We start from the raw sequence: 21,502 nt of genomic DNA, 5'->3' as shown, positions 1-21,502 counted from the left end.
CCTGGCCTTGGCTGGCACCTGGCTGGGTGCAGGTGCCAGCCAGGCCGATTCCAGGCCGCAGACAGGTCCTTGGACGGCTCAGGCCGAGTTGAGGAGGAGGTCTCCGACCGTGTTGCCGCTGGTGGTGATCAGTCCGATGGCACTGCCGATCAGACCGCCTCCGAGTCCGAGGAACACGCCGGTAAGTGCTCCTCGGACGAGGGAGCCGGTGACGTCGGCACGGCCTGACTTGATCAGCCCGGCGTAGAAGCAGGCGAGGACGAGGCCCGTGACGACACCGCCGAGTCCGACCTTCTCAGCGCCGGTGGCTGTCGGCTTCTGGCCGGAGACGTCGATCTCGGCCGCTCCCGCCAGGACGTACGAGCCGACCCCGTCGCCGAGGGCGGCTGCGGCTCCGCCCATGGCGCCGAGGATTCCGCCGCCGAGGAACAACAGCACGCCGATGGCCAAGCCGAGGAAGTAGTGGATCTTGGGGGTCGGGTCGCCGCCCTTCCACCGGCCGGACTGGTAGGCCAGCAGGGCGATGCCGATGATGACGGTGCCGGTCCCGCCGAGTGCCGCTCCGGTGGTGTTCATGCTGGTCAGACTCCGAACAGGTAGTGAAGAGCGGGTCGGCCGTAGCCGGTGGCGAGGACGATGAGGAGGAACCAGAGGGTGCTGGTGACGGCCAGGCGCAGCAGGTAGCCGAGTCCCGGTGTCTTCCATGCAAGCTGGACGAGTCCGGCCAGGAAGGTCTTCGCCAGGATCAGGCCGACGATCAGTCCGATTAGGGCGCGGCCGAAGAGAAACCAGGGGTCGTTCGCCAGAGCGGTGGTGACGCTGGCGACGATCAGGGCAGGGACGTTGAGCGGTAGCCGCATCCACTGGAAGCTCAGCGGAGCGTGGGTCTTCCAGCCCCATGCAGTAGCACGCTGCCGAACGGCGATCTCGGTGGCGGTGCGAGCTTCGGTGTAGACGCTGGCCAGCTCGTCGCGTGTCTCGTCGTATGCGCGCATCACGCCGTCGCCAACGGAGTGCCCGTCGGCACGCCGGCCGCCCTCCGGCGCGTTCTTGCTGCTCACGGGCACACCCCACCCGGGCGGCGGGGTGCTTGAGGAAGTGGGACACGGATGGGCATGGGGTGTATACCTCCAAGCGGTAGAGAGGGAGCGGGCTCCAGGTGCCTGTCGGCGCGGCTGGGCCCACTGGCGGCGGGTAGCGGCGTGCGGGGTACCTGAGGGCCGGGCGTGCGCCCCGAGGTGCCTGCGGGCATCGAACGCGGGGCGCTGTATGAGGGGACGGCCGAGGCGGCCCGCCTCCCGAATCGTACATACGTTCGGCCAGGTGGAGCAGATGGTTACTCCCCTTCGGCCGGTTCGGGGTCGGGGAGCCGGCCGGTCACCTGGAGCAGTTCCTTGGCCCGATTCCAGGAGCAGTTGACGGTGTTCGCTACGTAGTTCGGACTGAGGGTGGGCTGGTCGGGGTCGAGCGCCTCGACCGCCGCGATCAACTCCTCGCGGGTTCGTCGGCCCCCCGACTTGCCTTTGGCGGCGTCGGGTGTCGGCGCCGATCGGGCGGCCTGCTCGGCGTCTTCCGTCGGGGCCGACGCGGGCGCAGTCGGGGTGCTGGTCGGGTTGCCCGACGTGGCGTCGGGGGTGACCGGCACGTCGATGCGGACTGATCGGGTGCCGTCGCTTACGGCGTTGATCGGGTGGCGGACCGAGCTGGTCGGCCGACGCGGCTCCAGCTGATCGGGGTTACCGGCAGGCTGCGTCGGGGGTGACGGCTCCTCTGCCCGAGAGGAGTCGTTTCCGCTGGTGAGACCGCTGATCGGGGTGTGGTCGGGGTGCCCGACAGGTACGTCGTCGGGGGTGGCATTCGGGTCGGGGCGGGCGTGGTCGGGGTCGGGCGTCGGGGCCGACGCAGCGAAGTCGGGGTCCGGCGTCGGCCCGATCCTCGGGGCAGCGTCGGCGTCCGGCGTCGGCCCGATGATCGGGGTGAGGTCGGGGTCGGGCGTCGGGGCCGACGCAGCGAAGTCGGGGTGCGGCGTCGGCCCGATCCTCGGGTCGGGATCGAGTCGGCCCGATGACCGGGCCGGGGCGTCGGCCCCGATGATCGGGGCGGCCGGTCGGGGGGCCGGATCGGGGTGCCGCGTCGGGGGCAGGGGATCGTCGTCGGGGTGGACGCCCGTCGGGGTCCCCGATCGGGGCCGCGCGGTCGCGAGATGGAGAGGTACCGCAGCTTCTCCCTCGATGAGCGCCTCCGTGAGCGCGTGCAGTCCGACGTGATCCCCGAGGCTCATTCCGTCCGGCGGCTGGATCGCCCCGTACCGGACGGCAGTGATGAGGGTGGTGCGGGCACGCCACTCGGACCAGCGGGTGGCGGGGCCGCGGCCTCGACGCGGGTTGCGGCGGCTGGTCTGGCTTCCGGTGACACTGCCGTTCCGCCGGCGCTTGGCGTTGGCGATGTGACGGGCGACCTTGGCGAGACGGAAGTCGCGGTCCAGGGCGCCGAGGTCGGCGGTGTGCGGAGCGGCCAGCCCGAGGCGCACGAGGAGCCGCCGCAGGGTGATGAGCGAGTGAACCTTCTCGACGCCGGTCGCGCGCCGTTCCGGAGCGAGGCCCCGTTCCCAGAGGAAGCCCGCGATGACGGGTGCTGCCAGACGTGCCAGCACCGCTACGAAGACTTCGCCCGCGCTCAGGCCGTTGTGGTCGGCGACGGCCACTTCGATCGAGGCGAGGATCGCGGAGACGGTGACCGCGACCCACATGGCGATCCCGTCGGCTCCGGAGGGTTCGCCGGCCAGGATGTTCGCCCGGGCCCGGATGCCGGAGATGATGATGGTGCCTTCGACCATTCCGACGGCGATGAGTGCGCCGAGGTTGACCCAGTCGGTGGGAACTCCGGCGAGTTTCACGCTGTTCTGGGCGATCGGCCACATTCCGAGGAGCGCGGCGAAGGTGGCGATGCTGGCGAAGGCATAGGTGCCGATATCGGCTACTCGCCTCGCCCGGCGAACGCGAAGATCCCTTTCTCGCTTTTCGCGGTTTCCGCGTTGGTCCTCGCTTTCGTCGAGGGGGCCGGAGGTGCTGCTCTTGCCGCGGGTGAGGACTTTGAAGATGCCGATGACCGCACCGAGTCCGAGGATGACGACCGCCACGAGAACCACGGGGGACGTGGCGAGGCCGGTCAGGTTGATGCCGGACACCGGCGTGCTCCTTTACTGGTGTGCGTGGGCTGTGCTCATGGGGCCGGAGCGGTGTCCGCCGCCGGGCCGGGGATCCAGGGGTGGGTCACCCGGTTCGGGCAGGGGCCCCAGTGCTGGCGGTGGTTGTCGAGGTCGCCGTGGTCTTCGGTGCAGTGGGCGTTCGTGCACGGCACGGCGACCACTCCCCGCCCTCGGCAGTCGGGGCAGTGGGAGGCGAGGGCGGCTCGGTGCATCTCCATGCGCAGCCGGCCGACCGAGGCCCACGCTGCCGCCTCCGGGAAGTCACCGTTCGAGATGGAGTCGAGTGCGAGGGATTGCGCTCGGCGAGCGAGGTCGAGCAGGTGGTCAGGGGTGTGTTCGCCGCCATGGGTGGCCATTGGTGTTCATCTCCTCGGGGCGGGACCTCGATGGCCCCGCCCCTTGTCGGTCTCAGGTGCGCTTGTCTCGCCTGCTGGGCTCGTCGAGCTTGCGCAGGGCGCCAATGCGGCTGGCGGCCTTGGAGGCTTCGCTGCGAACGGCAGCGGTTCGGGTGGCGGTGATGTTGGCGGAGAACCGTCGGGGGCCCGGGTTGAAGTACCGGTCCCAATCCATCAGACGCGCCTCCATCCACGGATTCCGCGGCGGCCGGGGTCGGGCTTCCGGCGCCCGGTCTCCCGGCTGCGCTCGGACCCCTCGAAGCGGGCTCCCGCGTCGTCGGCTGCCCTTGCGTTACCCGGCGCCCGGCCGCGGAAGGTACTGCCGCCGGAGGATCCGTGTCGGCCGAGGTCGGAGAAGCTGAAGCTCAGCGGAGCCATCACGCGCCCCTTCCGGTGAGGCGGCCGGTCTGCCGCTCCGCCGCTTCGGCGGCCTGGCGCGCCTCGTCAGCGCGCCGCTTCTGCTCGTCGTACGTCATCGGCGGTCACCACCCTTCACGCGGAAGGCGCAGGTCTCGCCAAGGGTGCAGGCGGTGCAGACCTTGGCGGCCGCCGTCTTGTCGGCGGAGTTCGGAGAGCCGTTCCCGCCGAGCCGCTCGAACAAGTCGGCGCTGCTGGCGCAGGCCGCGCGGTCTGCGTCGGAACGCGGGACCGCGCGGGCGTTGCGAAGGGGCCGCCGGTTCAGAACCGCGACCTGGTTGGCAGCCATCAGACTCCCCTGAGGCCCAGGCCGAGACCGGCTCGGTCCATCCGGCGGTCGGTTTCGGCCCGGCGGATCTCGGCGGCGCGGCGGCGCTGGTCAGGGGTGAGGGGCCTGGGCTTCTCGTCGTCGGGGTGGGCGGGGTGTTCGAAGGCGGCGTACCGGTTGTTTTCGGTGGCCGTAGAGTGCTGCATGTTCCGTGCTCCTCGCTGACTGAGGTGTGCGGACGGTCCCCGGGGCCTGATCCCGGGGGAGGGCCCTTCGTCCAGCGCTGCAATCGCTGGGGGCGGAGGGCCCTTTGTGTGCCCTGAGCGGGCGCAGCTCCCGCGCATCCGTGGTGGCATGCGCGGGACTGAATCCGTTCAGTTCAGCGGCCCGCCGATGAGCGGGCCGTTCGTATGCGCTCTGTGCAGTTCTGAAGCAACGTGGCTCTGCGGCCCGGCAGTTGATCTCTGCCGTCATGGAACGTAGCGCAGAAACTAACGACGTCGCAACACGACATCGTCAGTTTCTAACGGTGTCGTAAGATTTGCAGGGTGGCGCGATACGCTGCGACGATGCGCGCCATGACAATGGAGCCGCCGACGATGCCCGCCTACGAGCGGAAGCTCGCCGTCGGCCGCCTACGCGGAGAGTGGGGAGACGTTCTGGCGCTGTCCTGCAACGACACCCTCACCGGCCCCAAGCCCCAACTGGTCTCCCGCCACAACAGACCCGCCGCGGTGATCGTTTCGACCGGCTGGTACGGACAGGCGCGCAACGCTCTGGGCGCCGCGCCGGAGGTCCAGCTCTTCAGCTCGGACAACGCTCGGACCGAGCTGACGCGCATCCTCACGGACGTGGCAGAGCACGCTCATCACATCGTGATCAAGGTGGACCGGTATGAGGTCGTCGCTCTCGTACCCGTCTCATGGCATCAGCTCGCCGTGCAAGCGCTCGCCAGTACGAGCCACGTCTCCGAAGCCTGAAACGCCGGCAGCCGTCTGCGTTCGAGCCGCCAGGCTGAGAGAACAGTCGCCGATGCCCGTGGCGCCCAGGCCGGGCAGTGGCGGTCGGCGGCCCATACGCTCGTGCCGCTCCTGCTGGCTGCCGGAGCCGACCCCGAGCCGGCCCGCCTGGTCGCCGCAGTGTGGCCGTCGGCCCGCCGCACGAGCTCGCGGCCCTGGAGGAGTCGGTCCGTGGTGGATCATGGTGATACGTCGCCATGAACTGTCCGATGCTGAATGGGAGTTCGTCCGGCCGCTGCTGCCCGAGTCGTTGCGGGGCGGAAGCGGCTGGACGACCGCAGGGCCCTCCGGTGGCCCTGGGTGGCGGCGAGCTCCACAAGGTCCTGGCCGCATGGAACGGTGCTTCAACCGCCTGGAGGAACGGTGCGGCATCGCCTGCCGCTACGACAAGACCGCCCGGTCCTACGAAGCGGCCGTCACCCTCGCGTCACTCCTGATGTGGGCGTGACATTTGACGACAGGCCATAGGGGCGCCCCCGTCTGCTCAGCGATGGCGACCGGGTGTAATGACGGAACTCAGTCCGAACTCCTGATGGGCATCGACGATGCCGAATGCGACCGTGGGGTCGTTCGGGAGTTCGCAGACGATCGGCTCGATGCCGTCGTAGTCGACGACCTTCCACCGGTCGCCGTCGTCGTCGACCAGGTCCCCGGTCAGGTCGTAGACATCGCCCGTGGCCGGATCGGTCCAGTGGGCCGGGACTTCGTCGGCGTACCGCCCTGGTGGGGTGGGTCCGATCCGCCGGTGTTCCTCCAGGTCCCACACCCGCACGTGCTGCCCGTAGATCGCGGCGAGTACGGTCGGACGGCCGTGCAGAGTGCCGCATGCCAGCGATGAGACGAAGGTGTCGCGGCCGTCGAAGAGCGGCGGTCCGACGGGCCGGCCGGTGAGAGGGTCCCACAACCGCACGTCCTCTCCGCCGGTGACCGCGACCGGGCGTCCGCCGACGGTGGTGAGCGCGACCGCCCGGACCTCGCCGCCGAGGTCCTCCAGCGGGCGGGGCATTGGCGGTGAGGTCTCCAGGTCCCACACGAGCACGGTGTCCCTGTCACTGGAGATGGCGACGGACCGTCCGTCGACCCGGCCCCAGGCGACGCTGCGCACGGCCTTGGTGTGACCGGTGAGCGGTCGCCCGATCGGTTGGCGCTGTCGAAGGTCCCACAGCCCCACGGTCGTGTCGTCTCCCGCGGTGAGAGCGATCGGGGTGCCGTGGAGGCTTCCGCAGGCTACGGCCCAGATCGTGGACGTGTGGCCGGTCAGGGGGTCGCCCACCTGTTCGCCGGCGAGCAGGTCCACGATCCTGACAGTCTTGTCGTATCCGCCCGTGACGGCCACCACCCGACCGTCCACGCGGGTGCAGGCCACGTCCCTGAGTCCGTGCCTGAAGTCCTTCTCTGGCGGGAAGTACGGCAGGGTTACGTGGCGGATCAGCTGACGGTCGTCCAGGTCCCACACCCGCAGGTCGCTGCCCACCACGACCGCGGCGGAACGCCCCTCCAGGAACGCGTGGGTGACGCTGGTGAAGGGCCAGGCATTCTCCACAGTGATAGGGGTGCCGGCCTCCTGATGGTCCGCCATGTCCCACACGCGGAGCGAAGAATGGTCGCCCGCGCACGTGAGCGCTACGGGTCGCCCGGCCGCCACTCCGCAGGCCACCCCAACGACCCCGGCATCGGACAGAGGTGGCACGATCTGCGGACCGAACCGCATCGGCAACAAACGCCCAGGGCGCTGGTGCTGCTGAGGGTGCGACATCGACGTCTCCTCTTTCTTTCCCGAGTTGTGGGAACCGGTGGCTCCTGACACCCCAGGAGGAGATCGCTTGCCCGGCCCGGCAGGTCCAACTGTGCCTGAACGCAGCGCGGTTGGGTACTCAAAGCCGGATCATCCGGCGGACTGTCCCCGGCGGCTCCCGGTCGCGGAGGTCTTCCGGAAGGGGCTCTCAGCATGATCACCACCTCAAGCCCGCGTTCCGTCCGAAAGAGCCAGGATCCCGGATGGGGGGTCACCGCCTCTTGAACGACTGCCGCCCGCGCCGGAAACCTCTTCCCGTGCGCGGCGGTGACTACGACGCGGTCGCTCCGCTTCTTCCGGGAGAAGGGCCCTCTCCTTCTCGACCGCGCCGATCTTGCGGCATTCGCCCGGCATCTCGCCGACGGCGACTCCCGACAGGCAGGGATGCTGCTGAAGCCTGACCCCGAGCGCTGGGACGAGGCAGGCTGACACCACCCTGGCGTCCGCCCGCCGCCTGCGCAGCGCGGGCCAGCCCCTGGGGACTGCATCCGGCCGGACCCCTCGGAGCTCGCGGCGACGGCGTGGGCGCCGACCCGTCCAGCAGGCCGCGCCCTCGCGCAACGGCTCGTTCGCCGCCCAACGGTAAAGGGCCGCCGGCAGGTAGGGGCTGGTGTCTATGTCGTCGTGTCCCGCTGCGCCCGCTTGTCACGGAGCCACATGCGGGGGCTGACCCTCGGCGGTCGTTCGCTCTCCCATCGGACCTCATCTGCGGCCCGTTCGGCCTGGGCGGCCGCGTCTTCGGTGGCCAGGCGGGCGTAGGCTAGGGCCTTGGCGACGGTACGCCCTCCTCTCGGAGCAGGACCCGAAGGCCCTCGTGGCTGATGTCGTCGACCACCCCCTCGGCGACCAGGAAGTCGGCCAGCTTGACCAGGCTCCAGGTCGAGAACGGCAGACCGTGCTCGGCGGGCATGGACTTGGCGCTTGATCTCGCGCCGTTCGGGCAGGGTGAACGTCCTGGGCCGACCGCCCTTGTACTTCGGGTAGAGGGACTCGAAGCCGTCGGCGTTGAAGTTGTGGACCACATCCCGGACCCGGTCCGCGCTGGTGAACGTCACCTCGGCAATCTTCGCCACGGGCATGCCCTGCGCGGACAGCAGCACCATCTGCGCCCGCCGCCAGGTCACCACCGATCCGCTGCCCCGGCGGATGATCCGCAGCAGGCGCTGCCCCTCGTCGTCATCGATCTCGCAGACGCGTACTCGCTCAGCCACCAGCACAGCTTCCCTGCCGCGCGCTGCCGGCCATGGTCATTGCGTCGGCGTGCCGATCCGCAGCCGGTTGCCGTCAGGGTCGCGCAGTTCAATCTCACGCGCCCACGGAGCATCCTTCGCCTGCACACCGAACTCGGAGGCGATGGCCTCGACATCACGAACGCGGAGGTAGACCAACGTGTCGGGACGGGCATCGCCCTTGTGCTCCGACAGGAACAACCGCACCCCGCCCCGGGCGACCTCGACGAACGCGGGAAGTCCCGCTTCGAAGCGGTGTTCCCACTGGTTGGCGAAGCCCAGCCGCTCGTACCAGGCGACCGCCGCCGCAGCGTCCTCGACGCGAAGAATGGGAATGACCTCTTCGTCCATGGAGTCATCGTCGCAGACCACCCAGGGCGAACGTTGCCTGATGCGGCACTAGCTGAACCGGGCGGTGCCCGGAGGGGTGAGCCGTACATCGGCCAACGCGGCGCCGAACTCGAGCAGTTCGCTCTGCCGCAGGCCGGGGTGTGCCCCGGCGAGCGCGGCCATGGTCTCATCGAGAGCGCTGGACGGGCTGGGCGGGGCGGTGTCTTCGGGCACGGGGGCCCTTTCTGCTTCGACGGGGACGACGGATGCGCCCCAGACCGCGACCGGTAGCCGGTGCGCGCCTGGTGACGCCGTCCCCGCGCACGCGGGGGCAGAAGGGCCAGGGATGCCCGGCCGGCACCAGGATGCCAGGTGACCGCCGCTCGCGAGGCCTCTTTCGCGAGCGTGCCGACCCCGGCCCCGGGCTCGGACGGGTCCGCCCGCATGCTCCAGCCCACGGCGTACGGCTGTCCTGCTGGCCCGGCCCAGCGAGCGTCAGAGGTTCAGGTACTGATGGCGCCTGCATTCCACCCGATGTCCGGGTCCGTACTGCCAATCAGGAGTGCAGTGAGGTGGGCGATGTCGGTGAACGCCACGCCCGGGTCGGCGATGAAGGCGGCCGGGTCGATGCTGCGGGTGACGAACAGCGGGATGACCCTCCAGTCCTGTGAGGTGTCTACCCCACAGGACTGCGCTGCTGCTGCCGCGTGACTGGAGACCACCTGGGCCTTCGCGAGGAGCTTCTTGCGGTAGCGGACGAACCTGCCGAGATGCTGGGCGACGCTGTGACTGCTGATCGTCCGGTGCGGGTCTTTCGCCTCGATCACCCACAGCCGCCCCCGGGGCGGGTCGGCGACAAGCAGGTCGATCTCGCCCGGCAGACCGGTTAGGCCAAGGCGTGCCGCGGGCCCGACGTCGAGTCGGGGCCGATGCGGCAGACCGGCCCGTGCCGCTGCTTCGACCAGGTCGGTCTCGAGTTGGTTGTTCTGCTGCTGGCGGTACCGGTCCAGCAGGTCAGCCGCCTTCGGCGGTGTGTCCGGCCGGGGCAGCCGGCCGTCACCGAGGGAGGCGCCGTAGAGGTGCTGGGAAGTACGGATGAGCCAGGGCGCGATAAGGATGCCATCGCCGTGCGCGATCAGAGGATGTGTCGTGGGCCGGATCCGGCGTTCGACCTCGGCGTAGGCGTGCGCGTGCGTTCCAGCGGCATTGCCGCAGTGGAGGACGAGGTGGTCGACCGCTGCCAGAATGTGGCCCTCCGGCAGCTGGGACCAGACGGCGGCCTCGCGGGCGAGGTCCTGTCTGTTGACCGTGGCTATGCCGTCGGCCTCGACGGGCCAGTCTGCGGCGGTGGCAAGGACGGCGGCCAAGGCGTCCAGCCCGCAGCCCCACTGTCTGATCAGCTCCTGGTCCGCACGGGCGAGGGTGCTGCCGGCCGGCGGGGTGAGGCTGGTGAACGCGAGAGGGGTGCGCATGCCTCGTCGGGAAGCGAACAGCTCCGGGGCGGTAAGGGGTTGCGGGGCGGAGTTGCGGGCCCGATCTAGCCAGATCTGCTCCTGTGCCTGTCGAAGGGCACGGACGTCGAGGCCGAGGTGCCCTGCCGCGGTTTCCTCGGCGGAGGCTGTCGCCTCGGGGTGGTCGTCGAGGGTGAAGACACCGGTCGCATCGACAGTGAGCGTCGCGGAATGCAGTCTCCGGCTGGCCGGAACGGCCACCAGCGTGGCGCGCAGGACAACCTCGGCAAGCGCGACAAGGTCAGCGACGGCGATGAGGTCGGCAGCCAGTTCACCTGTGGGCACGGTGGCGACAGCCTGTTGGAGGAGAACCATGAGGGCGGGGGTGGTGGCGGCTCCACCGGCATCCCGGCGTCGGGCCTCCTCCTCCCAGATGTCCGTTTCGGCTCGGGCAAGGCCGGGGGCGGCCTCCTGCCGCGCGAGGTGCCGGGCTGAGAGAGCAGCGTTGAGGTGCCGGGCCAGGATGGGAACCAGATCCGGCCGATGGGCGCGTAGTTGTCCGACGAGTGCTTCCTCCAGGGCGTACAACACCTTCTCGGCAGGGCCTCCTTGGCGCAGTACTTCGGGCCCGGCGTAGGTGCCTGCTGGTACGCCCGCCGCCAGCACCGCTTCTGCGGCCACCCGCAGGGCTCGAACCCGGACATGGGGGGTGGTGCTCGGCAGGTAGTGGGGTGGAGCGGGGGCCGGCGCGAACGGGTCGTTGCTGTACCAGGTGATCACTGGTGTGGCTGTGTCCCAGGCGGCGCTGAACTCGTCCGCGGTCAGTCCGTTGCCAGCACTGTGGGAGGCGCGTACCTGGCTGACGGTGTGGTGGAGGATCCGGCCGAGGATGTGGTGGCCGTCCTCGGCGAACCGGGCCAGGAGCTCCGGATCGAGATCGAGGTCGATACGTGCGGCCTGCTCGTCCAGGCCGATCCGCACGGCCAGCAAGTCCGCTGGGACTTCCACCGGGCGACTCGCGGGCGGTTCGGGAGGGGCGACGGTCTCGGTCAAGTGCAAGGTGACCGGCCGACGCCCGGGCAGGGTGAAGTGGCGTGCGAGGTCGAGGTGGCCGGCAAGGGTGCCACGGACCCCGTCGGCGAAGCCGGCGAACGCGGCCTCGCCAAGCAGCGCCTCCGGGTCGGGATTGATGGTGGCGAGGATAACGAGCGGCGGGTGACTGCTGATGCAGGCCCGCACCCGCCCGTCTGGGAGGTTCTGTGCAAGCTCGGCCCATCGCCCCTCACCCTGCTGCGCGACCGTGAGGCGGCAGCTGTCCCAGTCGATCGCGGGCGGCAGTCCGGCCGCATCCAGAAGCGCGTCCGTCGACGCCCACAGAGCAGCGCGCTGCCACGACACGTCCCCGCCGTACGGCTCCACCAGGACCACGCCCTCCTGTGGCGGGCCAGGAGGCAGAAGGGTCGTTTGGGCGTGCCAGGCGCTCCAGGCGTCCAGCACGTCGTAGTACGCGACGGCGTCCGCCCCGGGGTGCTGGGTGAGCTCCAGGACCCACCACGCCACCATGGCCAGGTCGCCGCCGGCCGCGGCGAAGATCTCGGTGAGCTCCTCCACGTGGACGTAGACCGTGTCGGTGACCACCTCCCGGCCAAGGAAACGTGGCCCCGCGTACACGACAAGCCGACCCGCTCCGGATGAGGTCGTCAGGAGTTCGGTGCGCGCCTTCTCCACAAGGGCCGCCAGATCGTCGGCGAGGCTGGCGACGACCGCGATCTCCAGCCGGTGCGACGGTGAGCTGATCCGGCACACCTCGCTCGTCTGAGCGGGTGCCTCCCGAAGACCGAGGAGACGTGCGACGCGGGTGACGGCGCGAAGGCGGAGGTTCGACTGGGCGTCGTCCGCTATGGGGTGTGCCTGGAGCAGATCGCCCGCCGCCGCAGCCGTGGCCTCCAGGGCCGTCGCCGCTGGAACAGGTTCTGTGCGGCCGTCGACCCTCACAAGCAGGGTCGGGCCGAGCAGGGGCAGACCGGGTGCGTAGGTGAGAGGCAGTTCGGTGGTGTCGCGGGTCAGGTAGGCGCACGCGGCTGCGGTCCGGCCCGGGTCGGCGAAGTCGGCGCCGGTCAGATGGTCGGCCCCGATCTTCCCCGCGGCGGTCAACTCGGCGGCCGTGACCTCGCATGTGATCTGCTCTGGCGCGGGTTCCGCGTCAGTCACCGGAGACCACTCCGACGCCAGATGCCTGACGGTGTGATCGGTGTGGCGCAGTGCGAGCTCCAGGACGTCCCGGATGCCGAACCCGCACGCGTCCACCATGTGCTCATCCACTGCATCGGCGGTGTCCCGGAGCGCCCGCAGAACCATCAGTGGATGGTCGAGTTCACCAGGATGAACGAGATAGGACCTCTCACCGATCGTGAACCGCACAGCAGCCGCAGGATCGTTGGGCACCCGGCCGGTGGTGATGCCGCGCCCGGGGTCCGCTCGCAAAGCGGCATGCAGAACTTCGGCGAGGTCACCGGCAAGCGCCTGTTGCCCTTCCCCAGCAGGGCAAGTCAACGCACGAGTCCAAGCGAACAGCAGATGATCATGCAACCGGGCGCATCCCGGCGAATCCAGCGCGGCACGCAGCAGCGTCAGCACCGAGTCACGGGAGTACCGCCCCAGCGTCTGGTCCAGGAGCCGAGCATCCTCGTGCGGCATGGATCACCCTTCTGTACGTGAGACCTCGGGCGTAGCCTGCCAGCCCTACTGCCGACTGCGGGCGGCTCCCGCCGACTTCTGCCATGGCCCCAGCCCTTCCTCATCGCGGTTCGACGACCGCCGGGGCGGTCTCCCAGGTAGCGCCCTGGGCACGAGCGGCAGCCCGCTCTTCCACCTCCGCCCATAGGTCCTCACCAGATTGGAGAGGAGAGAAGCGGGCATGCAGTTGCTCGATCTCGGCAGACGTCAGCAGCACTCGCTCGGGCCGTGCCTCTGCAAGTGCCGTCGCCCGTCGTTCTTGTCCGCATTCGGGAGTCTGGTGCGCCCGCAGTCGCTCGCGGCACACTCGGCGGATCTCAGCCGACGCGTCCCAGGCGGGCCCGTACAAGGCCTGCCACTTTGCGGCCATCACCCCGCGCCGTTCAGCTTCCGTCGTCTCCCGCGCGGGAACCTGCCGATAGGGCCTTACCGAATCGTCCGGCAGGCAGAGCTCACCAGTGTTCGCACGACGTCGGATCTCAGACGTCACATAGGCGGCCACATGACGGGGACGAAAGGGGACCCTCCAGCGAGCAAGCTCCCTCGTGCAGTCCTCCGCAGACCAGCCGGCTGAGTACAACGGGCGCAGAGAGTGGGCGAGCTGACGGTCGCACGAGCCCTGAGTCCACCACGTGTGCAGCTTGACGAACCGCGTCTCCCGAATGGAGTACGCGGCCTGTTGCGGAGTGAACGCTGTGGACGCCTTGGCCCGATGGCGCTTCGTCGGCCGTCGGCTACTGGTCTGCAGCGTGCGTGTACGCGCAGTGTCTTGAGAGCCCCCACTAGAAGCAGGGGTAGTACGTGGCTGAGGCACCGTCCCAGAAGGGGTGCACGAGTCAGAGTTATCCACAGGCTTCAGCTGGCGCTTCTGCCGGTCATCCTGAACTTCAGCGACGGCCCGGACGCGGCCTGCCTCGGTGACTCCGCACTGCCGCGCCCAGTAGCCTTCCCCGTCGATCCGGTGCCCCATCGCGTCATCCCACGCGCGAGGAGCGACCGGGGCGTAGATCGTCGCCGACCGTCGAAATCCCATGCCAGGACCGAAAGCGTCTCCGTGCCGGCTCCGGAGAGAGTTGCGAAGGGAACTGCCCCTCTCGACCCAGGCCAGGAGGCCGAGTTCACGCAGGATCGCGATGTGAGCGGCGACGCACCGCTCCGACAGTCCCAGGCGCTTCTGCATGGCGGTCTGGCAGTACGCCACGGTGCCGTCCTTGCTGCGGTGCATCCGGGCCGCGATGTCCTCGGCTACCCGGATGGTCGTCGCGTTGGCCCCCTTACGGACACCAGCAGCGACCATCCAACGGACCGCTCTCAGCCAGTCCCGACCCGTGCGCATACGCCGCGAGGCCGTCCCGCTCACCCACTGGTCGGACTCCGACGTGATCAGGGTGAAGGACGGCCGAGCGGTACTTCTGGGTGCAGTCGGCTCAGCTACTTGGCGGCGCGCCGCTGAGGAGGGCTGGCCGCGCGTGCGGGTATACGGCATCATGACTCCGTGCTCGTGATGCCAAAAGCGAGCGCAAAGGGGCCCGCTCTTGGCGGGTCCGGCGCGAACCGGTTGAAACCGCACGAATGTGCGGGGGACCAACGGGCCCGTAGCGGGGCCCGAGTAACGAAGCGGCTGCCAGCTCGACGCCACATCGAGCGAACGGCCAGGACTGGCTAAGTACGAGAGCCCGCGCCACACGGGCCACGCCTCACCAGTCCGCAGGAGAACTAGGTCACCAAGACCTCCGAGAGGTGAGCAACGCACGTAGCAGGGGGAACACTGATCGTCGAGGCCCTGAGCCCCACCTCCGTCGGCTGGTAGCCACGGGGAGCACACGCAGCAGACACACGTAGGCCCACCGGACGCCGGCGAGAGACTCGCCGCCCGGTGGGCCTATCTGTTGTTGCGTCATCCCGCGCAGATGCGGGTACATTGGTGCTCAAGAGACCGATCCTTCATGTAGGTCTCCCAGAACGCCCCGCAAGGGCTCGCTGCAAAGGTTTCGCCGCCTTTGACTTGCAGCTGAGCTAGCGGGGCTTTTCTGGTTTTTCCTCGTGGTCCTGTTCAGTTGACGACGCCTCATGGTCAGAGTGACCAGCACTCAGCAGTCGCTGCTGACAACCCTATCCCTGCGGCGAGCCCTTGCGCTCACATCTACGCCGGTGAGTCCTCCGAGGCTCCGCCTGCCTCTGCCAGCAGTCCTGAGCTTCGTCCTGGCGTACGACCTCTAAGGATGAGCTACGTCCTGTCGGCGAAGGTTCAGGTCTCAACGACCAGCACCACGGGCAGTCGGGTCCATCCGGTCACGCTCCAGGTCCTTCCCTCATCCCCAGCCTCGCTTCGCGACACTCGCGTCGGCTGTCCGACCGGACTCAGGGCCTCATCCGACAGTCGGACTCCAGGGGCCAGACCCTCGTGGATCCAGCTGGCTCCACCGTTGAAACCCAACGACGATGGTCCACGCCCCAGGTTTCGGAGAAAGCTGCAGCTATCCGCACCACACCCGCTTGTGCCTCCCAAGTCCCGTAGGCCCCCTCATCAGCTGTGCTTCATGGGCTGCCACAGCGGCATCCCAGAGCATCCGGGCTTCAGTGGCGGCACGGGCAGCTTTCAGCTCGGCTCAGTACGACTGAGTCTGCAGGTGGCAGAAAGCAGGGGCTCAAACGGGCCTGGGGGGCGGGGGGGCCCTGTTGGGACCCTGCCTGAGCCCGTCTGACCCTTCGTAAAACAGCAGGTCAGAGCTCTTTCTCTTCTGATCAAGGGTCTGAAGGGGCTGAACTTCCAGGTTACTAAGCGTCTTGCGTGCGGGGGTATGCGGGCGCGCGTACCGTCTCAAGGATCTAGATGCGGGCGCGCGTGAGAAGCGGAAGCGGTTTTCTTCACGCATGCGGCCGCACGCGCGCGCGTGAAGACTCCAGCGCTTGATAACTAGGAAGTTCAGCCCCTTCAGACCCTGACTGAGATGAGGAAGGTGCTGTGACCTGCGAAAACACAGAGCCGCCGGGGTGAGGGTTCAGACCCTCAGGGGCGGAGTTGGTCCCTGATGAGGGACCCAGAGGCCCTCTATTGGCCGAGACCGGAGGTCTGCCAGCGTCTGGACGCCGGGTCGACAACCCTTCAGTCAATGCGTGAGAGCGACAGGCGAAGGCCGCAGAGCTGCTGCATGCGCTCCCCGGCAGACCCTCATGCTGGAAGTTCAGCCCCTATGGACCCTCGCAGAACAGACATTAAGGCCACAAATGCAGTGATATCGACGCAAGGAACATGTTCGTCCGTCCCTGTGATGGGCGTCGGCGCACCGCAGCAGCGTGCCCCTCGCAGGGTCTGAAGGGGCGGAACCTGAGGCATCGTCTCGAACATTCCCCTGCACGTCCCAAAGCTGGACCCCCGCTGCGCTAGGCTCGCACCAACAGACCTGAAACTTCAGCCCCTATAGACCCTCCCCGTTCCATAGATGCGCCTCTGACCTGCGGGTTTCCCGGACGTCCAGTGGTGTGGCTAGACCCTCAACAAGGATCAGCAAGCATGACCCGCCCTCCAGAAGCTTCCGCCGCGTCACCGGGTCCGTCCTTGGTGGATACGGCGATCTGGTGCGCGCAGAGAGGCTGGCCGGTGCTTCCGCTGACCCCTGGGCGCAAGGTCCCCGCTGCGAACTGCCCCCGTTGTCCGCGGGAGCAGCACACACCCACGGGGTGCCCGTGCATCCCGGCCGGCCGCTGGTGCCATGGCTTCCACGCTGCGACTACTGACCTCGACCGCATTCGTCAGTGGTGGGGTATTCAGCCTCGGCTAGGGGTGGGGGTGTCGTGCGGTCCGGCACACGTGGTAGTCCTCGACGTGGATGCACACACGAGTAAGCAGCCTCCACGAGATCGTCTTCTGCCGGGAGTCCCCATCCATCCGTCGATCGACTTGGCCGGTCTTGAGAACGGGTTCCACACACTGGCGTTGCTGGCGGCCTACCTTCGACAGAAGAACCCCTGCCACGACGAGAGCACGCTGCGTGTGGAAACAGCGTCCGGAGGCTTGCATATCTGGTACACGCTGCCTCATGGCATGCAGCTGAGGTCCTCGTCCGGCGCAACCGGTGCCGGAGTGACAGCTGCCCTGGCCTGGCAGGTCGATGTGCGGGCGGAGAAGGGATACGTCGTAGCACCGTTCATGCGGACCGTGAAGGGCAGTTACACACCTCTGGGAGCAACCCGAAACCCTGCGCCCCTTCCCCAGTGGCTGGCCAAGGAGCTGATCCGGACCGGTCACGGCATAACGTCATCACCGACGGGCTCGGGCAGAGTGAGCCGACCTCTGAGTCGACGGACCCACGAGCCTGTTGACGGGCTGAGCAGGCTACTTGACGACGTCCGAGCTTGCTCGATGGCGGACGAGGGCACCGGGTTTACGGCCAAACTGAACAAGGCTGCCTTCACCGGCGGAGGCCTCGTAGCAGCAGGACGACTGTCCAGAGCAGACGCCGTCGAGCGTCTGACGCAGGCCGCGGAATCGGCGCGGCCCAACCAGCGGAACAAGATTGCCCGCATCATCAGCGACGGACTCACGGCGGGTGCCAGGCGCCCGCTTCACCTCGAAGGACGCTCATGAGCACCCCCAGCTTCGACCCAGAAGCCGTCGCTCAGCAGATGCTCGATTTCAACGCCCCAGCTGCCGAGACCGTCGAACCCAGCTTGCCCGCGCAGAAAGCGAGTCTCTACGTCGACGAGTCCTCCAGCCCTCCTTCTGGCTGCCGTCCAGAGAGGAGGCTCCCGCACGATCTCACCGACCGCGCAAACGCAGAGTTGTTCGCCTCCATGTATGGAGGAAAGTTCCGCTACGTAGACGGGAACGGCTGGTACTCCTGGGACGCCGGGCGATGGAAACTGAGGGGCGGCGAGAACGCTGCGATCTGGGCTGCTGGAGACATGGCTGCTCAGATGCCAACCAAGGACCCATCCGGGATTTTCTCGCCGCAAGAGGTGGTCCGCCATCGCCGCTACTCGTCGTCGACGAGCGGGATGAAGGCGATGCTGCATCAGGCGAAGGCCTCTCCCGCCCTCTCGCTGGACGCCGGCCAACTTGACGGCGATCCGTACACGCTGTGCACCCCAGACGGCGTGGTCGACCTACGAACTGGCCGACTTCGGGCGGCAGACCCCTCACGAGACTTCAACTCCCGCTGCACACGCGTCGCTCCCTCTGTGCGCATGGACACGCCGCGGTTCTACCGATTCCTGGTCGACACCTTTGGTGATGACGCAGACGGCAAGGAGATGATCGATTACCTCCATGTCCTACTGGGGTACTCCATCACCGGTGATGTCGGCGCCCAAGTTCTGCCCTTCTGCCACGGGGACGGGGCGAATGGGAAGTCTGTGCTACTGGACCTGGTCGTGCAGATCCTTGGTGACTACGCACACGCAGCTCCTCCGGGCTTCCTTATGGACCGGGGTGGCTACAACGAGCACTCGACGGAGCTGACCGAACTGTACGGACGGCGTCTCGTGGTGTGCAGCGAACTGAAGGCCACGGACCGGTTCAACGAGGTGCGGATGAAGCAGCTCACCGGTGGCGAGCCCGTGACCGCGCGTCGCATGAGGCAGGACTACTTCACCTTCCCGCCGACCCACCATCTCTGGCTCCTGGGCAACCACTACCCGGAGGTTGCGACCGGCGGCCACGCCTTCTGGCGGCGGCTTCGCCTGATTCCCTTCGAGCACAAGATCCCGGACGACAAGAAGATCGATAACCTGGCCCGCATCCTGGTCGAGGAGGAAGGGCCCGGCATCCTTGCGTGGCTCATTGAGGGGTCACGCCGTTTCCTCGCGACCCGTGCTCCTGGTGCTGATCGAGACAACCTCGATGGCCCGAAGAGAGTTCGAACGGCCAAGGCGGCCTACGAGGCAACTGAAGACCACATTGGCCGGTTCCTCAGCGACGCAACCGAGAAGAAGCCGGACGAGAAGGTGCTCCAGTCCAGGCTCCACCGGATCTACAAGTCCTGGTGCGTAGGCGAGGAGGTGAAGCCGGCTTCGAGCCGCGCTTTCGCAGACCGAGTACGCAAGGAGCTCGGTCTGAAGTCTGCAGAAGAGATGATTAAGTCGAACGGTGTTCGGTTCTACCCGGGCCTGTTGTTGCGGGATGGGCATGAGTAGTCCGAAGAACCCACGAAACGTGCAAAACGGGCGATGGGTGGCCTCTACGCAACGCCGCTGCATCCAACTAAACTGGCGAGGGACGGTAGACGCGGGCACGCGAGGCTTCACCCACCGACCCGAGGAAACCGATAGCAAGAAAGGGACGCGGACAGCATGAGCTCGCTACTCACTGACACGGACGTCACCGGAGAAGCCAATATCGTTTGGCTGGAAGACATCACGACTTTGGAGTACGTGCGACAGGCTGTCCACGGCAGCCCCTACCGAGTCGGGAAGCCCCCTTTCGACGGGTTGGGTCGCCTGGTGGGCTACGCAGAGCTCAAATCAGCCGTGGCGCGGGACCCTGAGACAAGCCTGTTCCGCCGCCGCGTTTTCTACCTCGTCCCCCACGACCGTGACTCCGCGCCCAACGGTGACTACCGGACAGGTTCGCCAGGCGAGGCCGTGGATCCGCTGACTGTGGCCGCTCGTCGTACAGGGATGAAGACGGAACGGTCTCAGCGGCGAGCGATAACTCCCACAGGAGTTTGAGGTCCGCTCTCGGTGCGTTTCGTCAGCAGCCCGGGCTCTACCGGCTGGCGACGGATTCGGTTGAGCTGAAGCGTTCTAGCCCCTGAGCCCTGGAACGTGTTGCCGCAGGTCAGGCTGCGCCCAAGGCCCTCCGCAGGGGCGGTAGGGGCTGAACTTCAAGGTCTACCGAAGAACGCGATTGGGTTGCCAGGAGCTCGCAGTAGTCGAGACCCGAACCTTCAGCCCCTTCAGCCCCTGGCAAGGGCCGAAGGGGCTTGGTCTTTCAGAGGCCATCGTTGCAACCCGATGCGAGCGCCGGCAGGTCCACCGCTCCAAGTCCGTCAGAGGATGGTCCCGGCCGGCGCGCCCACGTCGCCCTCCCGCCGGGATTGGAAAGGGCACAGAGAAGGCCGTCCAGAAGTTTCGCCGCCATATCGGTCTTGGACGCCCGTCCCCACGCACGCCCAAATCGGGCGTTCCGGTAGGGCCAGCAGCTTCAGCCTGCGCGTCGGCGTGAGCCAGCCAGGCGGCACGGGCCCCCTCCGAGGTCCGGCGGCACCTCGTGCTCGGTGGGCGTCCCCACTGAGCCGTCCGAGCTGTCTAGCGCTCGGCAGTCGGACACCGGCCCTGTCCGGTGTTGCGGGGACGATCCGCTTCATGCCATCACGATCAGCAGGTCCCGTCGGGGCCGTCAAACGTCTCCTCATCGCCCTTGTCTCCGTCGGCGTGGTGCTGGGCGCGTGGCGATGGGTAGGCCAAGGGGTTGATGTCACTGACCCAAGGTGGCTCAGCAACGTCACTGACACGGTCGCCGAGTTCGGCAGCTGGGCTTGCGACCTGGTCAGCCGACTCGGTGACCAGATCACGTGATGGCCCGCAGACGACGGTCCTCGAAGGGAACACCAGTGATACGTGTCGCACGGTGGCTACTTACCGCCATGCTGGCCATCGGCCTTGCTTCAGGCCTGCTCAGGTACGTCCGCGACGACGGAGCCGGCGGCATCCGTGATCTAGCGACAGCGTTCGTCGGAGGCATCGCGGACGTCACCTACCGGTGGGTGCCGCCCACCGTAGAGTTCCTCGCCGGGCTCCTCTCGGCCCTGTTCGGAGAGGCGGCCTGACATGGTCATGGGACCCACTCACGCACTATCAGGGGTGGCGGTCTGGATGGCCGGCGCAGCAGGCGTTCAACTTCTCGGAGGAACGGTGCCTTCGGCTGAGCTCGCCGTCGGCGCTGCGGTGACGGCAGGCGCTGCTCTGCTCCCGGACATTGATCACCCGTCGTCAACCGTTGCCCGCACCTTCGGCCCTGTTTCCGGAGCGGTGTCGAGAGCGGTCGACCGGGTCTCAACCACGGTGTACAACGCGACACGTATGCCACGTGAGGCCCCACGGACTGGCGGACACCGGACCCTGACGCACACCGCGGTGTTCGCTGTCGCGGCTGGCGCACTGGTAGGCACCGCGTGCGGGCTGCTCGGTCGACCAGCAGCAGCCACGGTCCTCTTCCTAACGCTGGGCCTCGCAATCCGGGGGCTGATGGGACGCTGGGCCAGGCGGCAGGGATGGGTCGTGACGACCCTGATGACCGGCGGCGCCGCTGCCGCAGCGATGTGGTGGCTACCAACCGGGCGCGGCTATCCGGTTCTCGGCGTGGCGGTCACGGTCGGGGCGCTCACCCACTGCCTCGGCGACATGATCACCAAACAGGGGTGCCCGCTGGCCTGGCCGATCGTGTACCGGGGCAAGCGCTGGTGGGAGTTCGCCCCGCCAGCAGCACTGCGAATACGAGCCGGAGGTGGCTTCGAGAAGGCCGTCCTCGTCCCCGCTCTCACAGCCCTCACCGCAGTCGGCACCGCCTTCGCGATACCCGAAGTGCAGGCGGTCATCCTGTCCGGCTGAACACGCTGCGGCCTCCAACGACCGGGACTGCACGACCAGCAGAATCTCGCCACCACTTGCAGACGCTCGTACGGCAGGGGCAGAGCCGGTTTCGCCCGGGCACA

Annotated in this window: 18 protein-coding genes and 1 pseudogene; 7 read left to right on the top strand and 12 right to left on the bottom strand. The window is 68.1% G+C overall.

Annotation, left to right across the window (positions count from 1 at the left end; genetic code table 11):
• Nucleotides 1-78: 78 nt before the first annotated feature.
• The 7 genes from ACH4UK_RS28215 to ACH4UK_RS28185 all read right to left on the bottom strand — a co-directional run bounded on the left by ACH4UK_RS28215 (nt 79) and on the right by ACH4UK_RS28185 (nt 4,494).
• Nucleotides 79-576: a hypothetical protein gene (locus tag ACH4UK_RS28215; RefSeq protein WP_398360774.1), complete on the bottom strand. Its 498-nt coding sequence runs from the start codon at nt 574-576 to the stop codon at nt 79-81.
• Nucleotides 577-581: 5 nt separating this feature from the next.
• Complete coding sequence (locus ACH4UK_RS28210; protein ID WP_398360773.1) at nt 582-1,061, bottom strand: hypothetical protein; 480 nt, start codon at nt 1,059-1,061, stop codon at nt 582-584.
• Between the two features lie 275 nt (nt 1,062-1,336).
• Nucleotides 1,337-3,187 (bottom strand): hypothetical protein, encoded by a 1,851-nt coding sequence (locus tag ACH4UK_RS28205; RefSeq protein ID WP_398360771.1) that lies wholly within the window; start codon nt 3,185-3,187, stop codon nt 1,337-1,339.
• A gap of 35 nt (nt 3,188-3,222) precedes the next feature.
• Complete coding sequence (locus tag ACH4UK_RS28200) at nt 3,223-3,564, bottom strand: hypothetical protein (protein WP_398360770.1); 342 nt, start codon at nt 3,562-3,564, stop codon at nt 3,223-3,225.
• 52 nt (nt 3,565-3,616) lie between these two features.
• Complete coding sequence (locus ACH4UK_RS28195) at nt 3,617-3,793, bottom strand: hypothetical protein (protein ID WP_398360768.1); 177 nt, start codon at nt 3,791-3,793, stop codon at nt 3,617-3,619.
• A 282-nt stretch (nt 3,794-4,075) separates the two neighbouring features.
• A complete protein-coding gene (locus ACH4UK_RS28190; RefSeq protein ID WP_398360766.1) occupies nt 4,076-4,309 on the bottom strand; it encodes a hypothetical protein in 234 nt (77 codons plus the stop codon).
• On the bottom strand, nt 4,309-4,494 hold the full coding sequence (locus ACH4UK_RS28185; protein ID WP_331759436.1) for a hypothetical protein: 186 nt from the start codon (nt 4,492-4,494) through the stop codon (nt 4,309-4,311). Before ACH4UK_RS28185 ends, ACH4UK_RS28190 begins: the two co-directional genes overlap by 1 nt.
• A gap of 363 nt (nt 4,495-4,857) precedes the next feature.
• Here ACH4UK_RS28185 and ACH4UK_RS28180 point away from each other — a divergent pair, with 363 nt between their 5' ends.
• The gene (locus tag ACH4UK_RS28180; RefSeq protein WP_398360764.1) at nt 4,858-5,268 is read left to right on the top strand and encodes a hypothetical protein; all 411 of its coding nucleotides are present in this window, start codon (nt 4,858-4,860) and stop codon (nt 5,266-5,268) included.
• A gap of 523 nt (nt 5,269-5,791) precedes the next feature.
• On the opposite strand, the gene ACH4UK_RS28175 is transcribed toward ACH4UK_RS28180, so the two are convergent.
• Nucleotides 5,792-6,886, bottom strand: a complete 1,095-nt coding sequence (locus tag ACH4UK_RS28175; protein WP_398360762.1) for a WD40 repeat domain-containing protein — start codon at nt 6,884-6,886, stop codon at nt 5,792-5,794.
• Between the two features lie 483 nt (nt 6,887-7,369).
• On the opposite strand from ACH4UK_RS28175, the gene ACH4UK_RS28170 reads away from it, so the two are divergent.
• Nucleotides 7,370-7,531 carry a hypothetical protein gene (locus ACH4UK_RS28170; protein ID WP_398360761.1) on the top strand — a complete coding sequence of 54 codons (162 nt, stop codon included), beginning with the start codon at nt 7,370-7,372 and terminating at the stop codon, nt 7,529-7,531.
• Between the two features lie 337 nt (nt 7,532-7,868).
• On the opposite strand, the pseudogene ACH4UK_RS28165 reads toward ACH4UK_RS28170, so the two are convergent.
• The 4 genes and pseudogenes from ACH4UK_RS28165 to ACH4UK_RS28150 form a co-directional block, all read right to left on the bottom strand.
• A pseudogene (locus tag ACH4UK_RS28165) lies at nt 7,869-8,313 on the bottom strand (transposase); the annotation flags it as partial.
• A gap of 36 nt (nt 8,314-8,349) precedes the next feature.
• Nucleotides 8,350-8,682, bottom strand: coding sequence for a glyoxalase superfamily protein (locus ACH4UK_RS28160; RefSeq protein WP_398360759.1), 333 nt, complete (start codon nt 8,680-8,682; stop codon nt 8,350-8,352).
• 48 nt (nt 8,683-8,730) lie between these two features.
• The gene (locus tag ACH4UK_RS28155) at nt 8,731-8,895 is read right to left on the bottom strand and encodes a hypothetical protein (RefSeq protein ID WP_398360757.1); all 165 of its coding nucleotides are present in this window, start codon (nt 8,893-8,895) and stop codon (nt 8,731-8,733) included.
• A gap of 269 nt (nt 8,896-9,164) precedes the next feature.
• On the bottom strand, nt 9,165-12,809 hold the full coding sequence (locus ACH4UK_RS28150) for a hypothetical protein (protein ID WP_398360755.1): 3,645 nt from the start codon (nt 12,807-12,809) through the stop codon (nt 9,165-9,167).
• Nucleotides 12,810-16,362: 3,553 nt separating this feature from the next.
• On the opposite strand from ACH4UK_RS28150, the gene ACH4UK_RS28145 reads away from it, so the two are divergent.
• The 5 genes from ACH4UK_RS28145 (at nt 16,363) to ACH4UK_RS28125 (ending at nt 21,398) form a co-directional block, all read left to right on the top strand.
• Nucleotides 16,363-17,436, top strand: coding sequence for a bifunctional DNA primase/polymerase (locus tag ACH4UK_RS28145; RefSeq protein ID WP_331759448.1), 1,074 nt, complete (start codon nt 16,363-16,365; stop codon nt 17,434-17,436).
• Nucleotides 17,433-18,983: a phage/plasmid primase, P4 family gene (locus tag ACH4UK_RS28140; protein ID WP_331759450.1), complete on the top strand. Its 1,551-nt coding sequence runs from the start codon at nt 17,433-17,435 to the stop codon at nt 18,981-18,983. Before ACH4UK_RS28145 ends, ACH4UK_RS28140 begins: the two co-directional genes overlap by 4 nt.
• A 156-nt stretch (nt 18,984-19,139) precedes the next feature.
• Nucleotides 19,140-19,517 carry a DUF6009 family protein gene (locus ACH4UK_RS28135; protein ID WP_331759452.1) on the top strand — a complete coding sequence of 126 codons (378 nt, stop codon included), beginning with the start codon at nt 19,140-19,142 and terminating at the stop codon, nt 19,515-19,517.
• Between the two features lie 917 nt (nt 19,518-20,434).
• The gene (locus ACH4UK_RS28130) at nt 20,435-20,617 is read left to right on the top strand and encodes a hypothetical protein (RefSeq protein ID WP_398360753.1); all 183 of its coding nucleotides are present in this window, start codon (nt 20,435-20,437) and stop codon (nt 20,615-20,617) included.
• A 1-nt stretch (nt 20,618) separates the two neighbouring features.
• Complete coding sequence (locus ACH4UK_RS28125) at nt 20,619-21,398, top strand: metal-dependent hydrolase (RefSeq protein WP_398360751.1); 780 nt, start codon at nt 20,619-20,621, stop codon at nt 21,396-21,398.
• Nucleotides 21,399-21,502: the final 104 nt, after the last annotated feature.

Source organism: Streptomyces sp. NPDC020884 (assembly GCF_044333935.1).
In the GTDB taxonomy this organism is placed as follows: Bacteria; Actinomycetota; Actinomycetes; order Streptomycetales; family Streptomycetaceae; genus Streptomyces.
This window is presented reverse-complemented; position numbering and strand designations above follow the sequence as displayed.

Excerpts from the sequence above, each read along its gene's own strand:
- ACH4UK_RS28215 (WP_398360774.1), bottom strand. The coding sequence starts at position 576 with ATGAACACCACCGGAGCGGCACTCGGCGGGACCGGCACCGTCATCATC.
- ACH4UK_RS28180 (WP_398360764.1), top strand. The coding sequence starts at position 4,858 with ATGCGCGCCATGACAATGGAGCCGCCGACGATGCCCGCCTACGAGCGG.
- ACH4UK_RS28195 (WP_398360768.1), bottom strand. The coding sequence starts at position 3,793 with ATGGAGGCGCGTCTGATGGATTGGGACCGGTACTTCAACCCGGGCCCC.
- ACH4UK_RS28200 (WP_398360770.1), bottom strand. The coding sequence starts at position 3,564 with ATGGCCACCCATGGCGGCGAACACACCCCTGACCACCTGCTCGACCTC.
- ACH4UK_RS28130 (WP_398360753.1), top strand. The coding sequence starts at position 20,435 with ATGCTGGCCATCGGCCTTGCTTCAGGCCTGCTCAGGTACGTCCGCGAC.
- ACH4UK_RS28125 (WP_398360751.1), top strand. The coding sequence starts at position 20,619 with ATGGTCATGGGACCCACTCACGCACTATCAGGGGTGGCGGTCTGGATG.
- ACH4UK_RS28135 (WP_331759452.1), top strand. The coding sequence starts at position 19,140 with ATGAGCTCGCTACTCACTGACACGGACGTCACCGGAGAAGCCAATATC.
- ACH4UK_RS28185 (WP_331759436.1), bottom strand. The coding sequence starts at position 4,494 with ATGCAGCACTCTACGGCCACCGAAAACAACCGGTACGCCGCCTTCGAA.
- ACH4UK_RS28140 (WP_331759450.1), top strand. The coding sequence starts at position 17,433 with ATGAGCACCCCCAGCTTCGACCCAGAAGCCGTCGCTCAGCAGATGCTC.
- ACH4UK_RS28145 (WP_331759448.1), top strand. The coding sequence starts at position 16,363 with ATGACCCGCCCTCCAGAAGCTTCCGCCGCGTCACCGGGTCCGTCCTTG.
- ACH4UK_RS28160 (WP_398360759.1), bottom strand. The coding sequence starts at position 8,682 with ATGGACGAAGAGGTCATTCCCATTCTTCGCGTCGAGGACGCTGCGGCG.
- ACH4UK_RS28175 (WP_398360762.1), bottom strand. The coding sequence starts at position 6,886 with ATGGCGGACCATCAGGAGGCCGGCACCCCTATCACTGTGGAGAATGCC.
- ACH4UK_RS28150 (WP_398360755.1), bottom strand. The coding sequence starts at position 12,809 with ATGCCGCACGAGGATGCTCGGCTCCTGGACCAGACGCTGGGGCGGTAC.
- ACH4UK_RS28190 (WP_398360766.1), bottom strand. The coding sequence starts at position 4,309 with ATGGCTGCCAACCAGGTCGCGGTTCTGAACCGGCGGCCCCTTCGCAAC.